This is a genomic window from uncultured Fibrobacter sp. (assembly GCF_946062555.1).
Classification (GTDB): domain Bacteria; phylum Fibrobacterota; class Fibrobacteria; order Fibrobacterales; family Fibrobacteraceae; genus Fibrobacter.
Map to the genome: position 1 here is coordinate 1 of NZ_CAMGVQ010000097.1, position 7,983 is coordinate 7,983.

Genomic DNA, 7,983 nt, shown 5'->3' on the forward strand with positions numbered 1-7,983 from the left:
GCTCATGGAGATGATGAGGCCGGAAACACCGTCGAGAGCGTCAAACTTCGGAGAAAGAATGTTTTCTTGAGGTCGGCCTTGCCACCGCAACCAATGAGGGAGAGGGAAGCTGCGCAGAGGAGAAACGCTGCAAATTTTTTCATGATAAAGTCCTCCTAATGGAGATTTTTTTAGAAAACGACATTGTTTTCTTGACGGCACAAGATAGGAAAATTGTTTCAAATAGGAAACTTTATATGAATTAAACTATAATATGTTGATCTTAAACAAAAAAATCCCTCGCATACGCGAGGGACTTAAGTTCTAGACGATGTTTATCGCTTACTTAACCTTCAGAGCGCCGCGTTCGAGCTTGATGGTGAAGTTGGTGACGTCACAAACTTCGCTGGGACCCCAGTACTGGATCGGACCCGGGTAGGTGTAGGATTCAGTCTTGGCCCAAACTTCGCGGTTCTTGGCGAAGAACTTGAACGGAGCACCGTCGAGTTCCACGAGAGCCTTCTGGATCACCGGCTTGTCAGCACCGTGACGACGTTCGATGTTCATCATCATGGTGATAGGAATGCCACCGGCAGTCCACTTTTCGATACCCTTCGTGAGGTCGCGCACAGAGCTCATGTAGCCGTTCATCTTGTTGAAAGCGAGAACGGAAGCGGTGTAGCCCAGGCTGTAGCAGTAGTCGGCGTCGAAGTTCGACGGAGCTGCGCAACGGCCTTCGTAACCGAAGAAGTGGTTGAGGGCGCTGAACTTGCCCTTGAAGTTCTTGCGGCTCTTGAGTTCCTTCTTCACCATTTCGATGATGAGCTTTTCGGTTTCGATGAGGGAAACCTGCACGTTGCCGTGGCTGTCGCGGTCGAGCATCAGCTGGCCCTGAGTGGTGGCGGGGAGGCTCTTGAGGACTTCGGCAGAAGCCTTGGAAATCCAGTTGCAGAGCTTTTCAACCTTGGCGGCAGTGTCGAGGCCGACCACATCCTTTTCGTGGTGGGCGAGGGCTTCGGAGAGTTCGGAAATGAGCACGCCGACATCCGGGATGAATTCCAGGAGGCCTTCCGGAATTAGGCAGACGCCGAAGTTCTTGCCGTCAGCAGCACGGGCAGCGACGATGTCTGCGACGTACTTGATGACCTGCTTGAGCTTCATCTTCTTGGCCTTGACTTCTTCAGAGATCAGGCAGATGTTCGGATGGGTCTGGAGAGCAGCTTCCAATGCGATGTGGGAAGCGGAACGGCCCATGAGCTTGATGAAGTGCCAGTACTTCTGAGCGGAGTTGGCATCGCGCATGATGTTGCCGATGAGTTCGGAGTAGGTCTTCACAGCGGTGTCGAAACCGAAGGAGGTTTCGATGTATTCGTTCTTAAGGTCGCCGTCGATGGTCTTGGGGCAGCCGCAAACAACGCAGGAAGCGCCGTTAGCCTGGAAGTATTCACCGAGAACAGCAGCGTTGGTGTTGGAGTCGTCACCGCCGATGATGACGATAGCGTCCAGCTTCTGAGCCTTGGCAACAGCCATGCACTTCTTGAACTGTTCTTCAGTTTCCAGCTTGGTACGGCCGGACTGGATGATGTCGAATCCGCCAGTGTTGCGGTAGGAGTCCATGATCTTTTCGTTGATCACGATGAACTTGCCGTTTTCGAGGCCAGACGGACCGCCGAGGAAGCCGAGGAGCTTGGAATTCTTGCTGATGCTCTTGATACCGTCGAAGATACCCGCAATCACGTTGTGTCCACCAGGAGCCTGGCCGCCGGAGAGCACCACGCCCACGTTCAAAGCCTTACCGGCAGCAGCCTTGGTAGCCTTCTTCATGGAAATGTACGGTGCACCGTAGGTGTTCGGGAACAGAGCCTTGATCTTGGCCTGGTCGCGCACGGATTCGGTTGCCTTACCCTTGTTGAGAGTGACCTTGAGAGCGCCGTCGCGGAGAGCGGCGGGGAGTTTCGGCTGGTAGGCCTTGCGGGCCTTGCCGAGAACGGACAGATTGTCAGCCATTGTTTCTTCCTTTGGTTAGAAGTCCACAGAATGTGGACGGGTTAAAAAATCTACAGCTCAAATATATAAATTCTACAGGCTATAAACAGTATATGCAACTGAATTCCTGCTTTTTTACATCTTGTGTGAATATTGTCAATTTAATGAATGATAAAAAAGCCGGTCTGTCCAACCGGCAATTTTAAATAAAGTAACAAAAACGTCTTATTTGAACGTTGCCGTAATGGTCATTCCTTCAGTGGGTGTGACCAGGTGGGGATTTTCGGTAGAACCGTCACTCCAACCAGCGAAAACGCGACCTGCAGCAGGTATTGCAGTAAGCATCATGGAATTCCCGCTGAAGAATTTTCCGCGATAGTTGCTGTGAGGCAGGCTCATTCCATCCACCTGGATGACTCCGCTACCATTTGCGGAAATGGTTACGTTGATTTCTCCGGATAGGCCGAAGAATTGTGTCACTTCCTGCTTGAATGTTTCGGTGCGGGTTCTTGCAAAGTTCAGCAGGTCAGATCCATCGGGGGACCAGTTGAATCTGCTCTGGTTACGGGGCCAACGCTGTTCGTCACGCTGCTGTTCGGTGCTAGGGATGGTTCCCTTCATATTCTGGACGGCAGTTTGAACTTTTTCATAGGTCAGGTAATCGTTCAGGAGTAAACTTGCCTGGTTAATGAACATGCGCTTGAATTCCGGATTGGCCAAAAGCTTCTTCAGCATGTTTCCGATGGTGGAGTTCGCTCCTCCAAATCCGCCGAAACCGCCGAAGCCGCCACCAAAGCCACCGCCCCAGCTGCCCTGGTTTCCGCCATTGCTGTTGTCCATGGTTGCGCTTCCCAAGACCCACTGGAACATGTTCTGGCTTTGTGTGTCAAAGCCGGCGATGCCCGGAGTGAATCCGTAGCCGTGGTCTACGTCAAAAATCATGAACTTGAAGGGATTGCCGTTGCCGCCCCAGGCGCGGATGTTGTTACCCGGCCAGTCGCCGTTGTGAATGTACATCTCCGCAAGCATATACTGTGCGAAACTGACCACGTTCATCTTTTCCTTGACTTGGCTGTACTGCTGGTTATTTTCGCCTTCAAAGTTGCCGCTGGTCACAAGGTTTACCAGCTGGACAAACTCGTTGGGGGAGGCTCCGTTGGTTCCGCTAGCCACCCAGCCGTTCTGACAGCCGGTATCGTTGCTACCGCAGTTCTTTACCACATTAATGCTCTTGGAATCGATACCGTAGTTGGTTTCTACAAAACTGCGGTTCAGACGTTCACGCATGTCGTGAATGCCGAAGTATTCGCCATTATAGAATACAACTACCTGGCGGCTTCGCTGGTAATCCACCTCGGTTCCTTCCATGAGGCTCACTAGCATGGCGTCGCCGAAGTAATCCGTCCAGAAACGGTTGCCGTTGTTACGGAGGTTGAAGCTCTTGATCTTCTTTGCTTCCGGGCGGGTCTTGAACAGGGAATATTTAAGGGTCTTGTCACCATAGATGTCGTTATCCATCTTGATGGCGACACTCTTCTTGGGCTTATAGCGGCTGTAGTTGCCGATGATGGAAATGCCTGCGTCAATTTCCCAGTTCTTGGTCTTGGTGGAACTGCCGTTCTCGAAGAATTCCACATGGACAGGAAGTTCCGTATCCTTCCAGAAGTTGGCTCCCTTACAGGGTTCCTGACATTTGGGGTTGCTGTTGTCCGTGGCGTTCATGGCGTCGCCCTGGTAAGGGCCTTGGCCTGTGGCGTAAAGACCTGCGGTGGAGTCGAACATGTCGTAATGATTGACCGTAAGGGCCACCACCGGCATGGAAACGTTTTCGTTAATGAAATAAGTCTGGGTGGTGGTATCTGCAGGCTGTCCATTGACGAATTCAGAACAGCGGATGACCGTATTTTCGGTAATCTGCTTTGCGGCTGTAATTGCCTGAGAACCCTGGGTGGGGAAGGAACCGTCAAAGGTACACTTGATTTCGCCACCTTTCTGGGGAGTGGGTGGATGGATGGTTAGGCTAGAATAGAAACCTGCAGGAGGCAGGAAACTTTCCTTAGGCAGGTGATTGTCGTTGTAATCCTTCAATCCGCTGGAAGAACTCTGTGAGGGGGCGGTTGCGCTGGAACTGCTTACTGCCGTCTGAACAATGCTGGAACTGCTTATAGGGTTCTGCGGCTGGCTAGGATCTGTGGGGTTTGCGGGGGCCGTGTTGCCAGGAACCTGCGGATTCGTTGGGTCGGTATATCCTGGATTGGTGGGATCCTGCGGAATTCCTGGATCGGTCGGGATGATTTCGCCTGTAATGGGGGCAATTGTCGTACCCGGATTTTCGGGAACGATTACACTGGGATCCTGCACGGGAGATGCAGGCGAGTCATCAGAACAGGCAGATAGGAAAGTACTTGCTGCGCACAAAGAAAAAGCGATGATTTTTTTACTCACGAGAAAACCTCTGAAAATTCCAAAAATCACCAAATATCCTTACACGAACCGTAAAATAAATAATGTTTTGACGGATAAATCTTTTGTAACTCCATTGTTTACACGGATGGGCGCTTTGGTTCGGCTAATATGATGAATGTCACATTTAAAAGCGTCTGTAATGAAGCTTTGCGTATAAAAAAAACGCCTTGGCGAAATGCCAGGACGTTTTTAAATGGTTTTTCTGAAAATTCAGATTACTTGTTCTTGCCTTCGCAGAGGAACTTGTAAGCGATACCACCGATGATACCGCCGAGAATCGGGGCTACCCAGAAGAGCCACAGCTGCTGGATAGCTGCGCCGCCAACGAACACGGCAACGGCAGTAGAACGGGCCGGGTTCACGGAGGTGTTGGTCACGGGGATAGAAATGAGGTGGATGAGGGCGAGGCAGAGACCGATGGCAATGGGAGCAAAGCCAGCGGGAGCACGCTTGTCGGTAGAACCCATGATGACGAACAGGAAGATTGCGGTGAGCACAACTTCGATGAGGAATGCGCTCATCATGCCGCAGGTCTTACCGCCAAAAGCGTTAACACCGTTAGTCAGGGATTCGGACCAGCCATTGGTAGCGAATGCGCCGATGCCTGCATTGGTAAGATCCGGGCAAGCGATTACATAGAGAAGGCCTGCAGCGACGATACCGCCGATGACCTGTGCGATGATGTAAGCCGGAGCTTCCTTAGCGGGGAAACGACCGCCGGCAACCTGACCGAGAGTAACTGCCGGGTTCAGGTGGCAGCCCGAAATGTGACCGATGGCGTAGGCCATGGTGAGAACAGTCAGGCCGAAGGCGAGAGAAACGCCAACGTAGCCGATGCCAACGCCAGCAACACCGCAAGCGAGAACGGCTGCACCGCAGCCGCCGAATACAAGCCAGAAGGTGCCGATTGCTTCTGCAATGGCGCGAGTAGAAAGTTTCATTTGAATTTTCTCCATAAATAGAGGGTTAAGAGTCTTTGCTCAATTTAGCAAAAGGCCCTTTTGGAATTGCCCAAAGTTATGTGAAAAATTGTTTTCGTGCGAAAACGCACATACAAGATTTTCAATCATATGTGTTTAGGGGTAAATTTTGAAATAAAAAAATGCCCCGCGAATTGCGGAGCACCTTATAATGCTTTAGATTCTATCGCCTCTTCGAGGCTCCAGAATGACGTTTCACCCTGGGGGTCAGAATGGCATGTCACCCTGGAGGCCGTAGGCCGATAGGGTCCACAGCTTTTTGTCGGCCTACTTCGCGGCCTTGGGCATCTGCACGGAGATATGGATGTCCTGCAGCTGCTGCAGGTCCACTTCGCTGGGGCACTGGTCCATCGGGCTAGAAGCGCTGGTGTTCTTCGGGAACGCGATGAAGTCACGGATGGATTCTTCGCCTTCCATGGTAGCGACAACGCGGTCCAAGCCGAAGGCGAGGCCGCCGTGGGGAGGAGCGCCGTACTTGAATGCGTCGACGAAGAAGCCGAACTTTTCCTTAACCTGTTCTTCGGAGAGACCCAGCAGGCGGAATACCTTCTCCTGGACTTCCGGGTTGTGGATACGGATAGAACCGCCACCGATTTCCACGCCGTTAAGAACAAGGTCGTAGGCTTCGGCGTTGCAATCCTTGAGGTTGCCGCCGAGCATCATGTCCAGGTGTTCCGGGAGCGGGTTGGTGAACGGGTGGTGCATAGCCATGTAACGGCCTTCGGTATCGCTGTATTCGAACATGGGGAATTCAGTGATCCATACGAATTCGCGCTTCTTCGGGTCACGGAGGCCCTTGATGCGGGCGACTTCCAGGCGGAGCTGACCCATGGCGGTAGCTGCGATCTTTTCGGGACCTGCGATGAAGAACATCATGTCGCCGCACTTGGCACCGACGGCGTCACGCAGTTCGTTGAGCTGTTCAGTCGTGAAGAACTTGCCCACCTGGGTTTCCACTTCGTCATTTTCCTTGACGCGCATCCACACGAGGCCCTTGGAGCCGTACTTGCCCACGTAGGCGGTGAGTTCGTCGATCTGCTTACGGGTGAAGTCCACGCAGCCCTTGGCAGCGATACCGCGGATCTTGCCTCCTGCTGCAACGCAGTTCTTGAACACGCCGAATTCGGACTTGGCACCGATTTCAGACACATCGTGAATCTCGAGGTCGAAGCGGAGGTCCGGCTTGTCGGAACCGTACTTGAGCATCGCTTCTGCCCACTTCATACGGCGGATTTTCTTGGGCGGTTCGAAGTCCCAGACCTTACCGAGAACTTCGGTAACGAACTTGTCGAACATGGCCATCACGTCGTCCTGGTCCACGAAGGACATTTCAACGTCGATCTGGGTGAATTCCGGCTGACGGTCGGCACGGAGGTCTTCGTCACGGAAGCACTTGGCGATCTGGAAGTAGCGGTCCATGCCAGCGATCATCAAAAGCTGCTTGTACTGCTGCGGAGACTGGGGCAGGGCGTAGAACTTGCCCGGGTTCACACGAGAGGGAACCAGGTAGTCGCGGGCGCCTTCCGGAGTGGACTTGCAGAGCACCGGCGTCTCGATGTTTTCGAAACCGTTGGCGTAGAAGAAGTCGTACACGGCCTTGAGGAAGCGGCTCTTGAGCAACAACTTCTTCTGGATCCACGGACGGCGAAGGTCCAGGTAGCGGTACTGCAGGCGCAGGTCGTCGTTTTCCTTGCACTCTTCGTTGGGGTCGTTAATGGCCAGCGGGGAAGTGAGGGCCGCGTTCAAAATTTCAATCTGGTCGATCTTCACTTCGATTTCGCCGGTGGCGAGTTTTTCGTTGGTGTTGCCTTCTTCGCGGGCGTAGACCTTGCCGGTCACCGTAATCACGTATTCGTTGCGGAGCTGTTCGGCGGTCTTCATCACGTCGGCATTGTAGTCCGGGTTGAAGACAATCTGGGTTTTTCCATACTTGTCGCGGAGGTCCACAAAAATCACACCACCATGGTCGCGGCGGCGGTCCACCCAACCGGCGAGTGTTACGGTCTGGCCAACATCTGCCTTGCGAAGCTGGCCACAGTTATGAGTACGTTTCATAGTGAGTCCTTGAAAAATTTTTCGGGGCTAAATATAGAAATTAGACGAGAGACGAGAGAAACTTCTAAAAAAAAGGCATGTTTTGAAGGCTTTTTTCTTTAGTCTTTCGCCTGTAAGCTTGAAGATCCGCTCTTTCGTCTAAAAAGGGGGGGGGAGGAATCCCCCTGGTTTCAGCCCCGGCTGCACCCTTATTGTCAAGCCCGCGTTGCTTACGCAATACTCTTCGGCTCAGCCATGTCAAAGAACAAGTTCTTTGTCGCGGCGTTCCCTTGACTGTCTTTGAGCGGGCTTCTCCTTTGTCCCGCCCCAGCCGGGTCTTCCACGCACCCCCTCGCCTAGGGGAACGCCCCCTAAGACCCCCATTTACCCCGCCACTTTTGATATTTCGCTTCAAATTGTAATGCCGCATTTGATGCGGCGCCTCCTTTTTTCCTTGTCATCCCCGCGAAGGCGGGGATCTCCTTGTATACAGAAAACCACCCGCTAGGCGGGTGGTTCCAAAGAGCCTACGGCTTTA

5 protein-coding genes are annotated in these 7,983 nt (G+C 52.8%); all 5 read right to left on the reverse strand.

What is annotated here, in order from left to right:
- A partial coding sequence (locus Q0P86_RS16050) for a hypothetical protein (protein ID WP_295040872.1) occupies positions 1 to 222 on the reverse strand: 222 nt, incomplete at its 3' end.
- A gap of 99 nt (positions 223 to 321) precedes the next feature.
- A complete protein-coding gene (locus tag Q0P86_RS16055; protein ID WP_290994634.1) occupies positions 322 to 1,986 on the reverse strand; it encodes a diphosphate--fructose-6-phosphate 1-phosphotransferase in 1,665 nt (554 codons plus the stop codon).
- 204 nt (positions 1,987 to 2,190) lie between these two features.
- Positions 2,191 to 4,410 carry a CotH kinase family protein gene (locus tag Q0P86_RS16060; protein ID WP_295040874.1) on the reverse strand — a complete coding sequence of 740 codons (2,220 nt, stop codon included), beginning with the start codon at positions 4,408 to 4,410 and terminating at the stop codon, positions 2,191 to 2,193.
- A gap of 236 nt (positions 4,411 to 4,646) precedes the next feature.
- The gene (aqpZ, locus tag Q0P86_RS16065; RefSeq protein ID WP_295040876.1) at positions 4,647 to 5,372 is read right to left on the reverse strand and encodes an aquaporin Z; all 726 of its coding nucleotides are present in this window, start codon (positions 5,370 to 5,372) and stop codon (positions 4,647 to 4,649) included.
- Positions 5,373 to 5,678: 306 nt separating this feature from the next.
- Positions 5,679 to 7,466: an aspartate--tRNA ligase gene (gene aspS, locus Q0P86_RS16070; RefSeq protein ID WP_295040879.1), complete on the reverse strand. Its 1,788-nt coding sequence runs from the start codon at positions 7,464 to 7,466 to the stop codon at positions 5,679 to 5,681.
- Positions 7,467 to 7,983 lie beyond the last annotated feature (517 nt).

Bases quoted from the DNA above. Each gene is read 5' to 3' on its own strand.
- Q0P86_RS16055 (WP_290994634.1), bottom strand. From the start codon at position 1,986: ATGGCTGACAATCTGTCCGTTCTCGGCAAGGCCCGCAAGGCCTACCAG.
- aqpZ (WP_295040876.1), bottom strand. From the start codon at position 5,372: ATGAAACTTTCTACTCGCGCCATTGCAGAAGCAATCGGCACCTTCTGG.
- aspS (WP_295040879.1), bottom strand. From the start codon at position 7,466: ATGAAACGTACTCATAACTGTGGCCAGCTTCGCAAGGCAGATGTTGGC.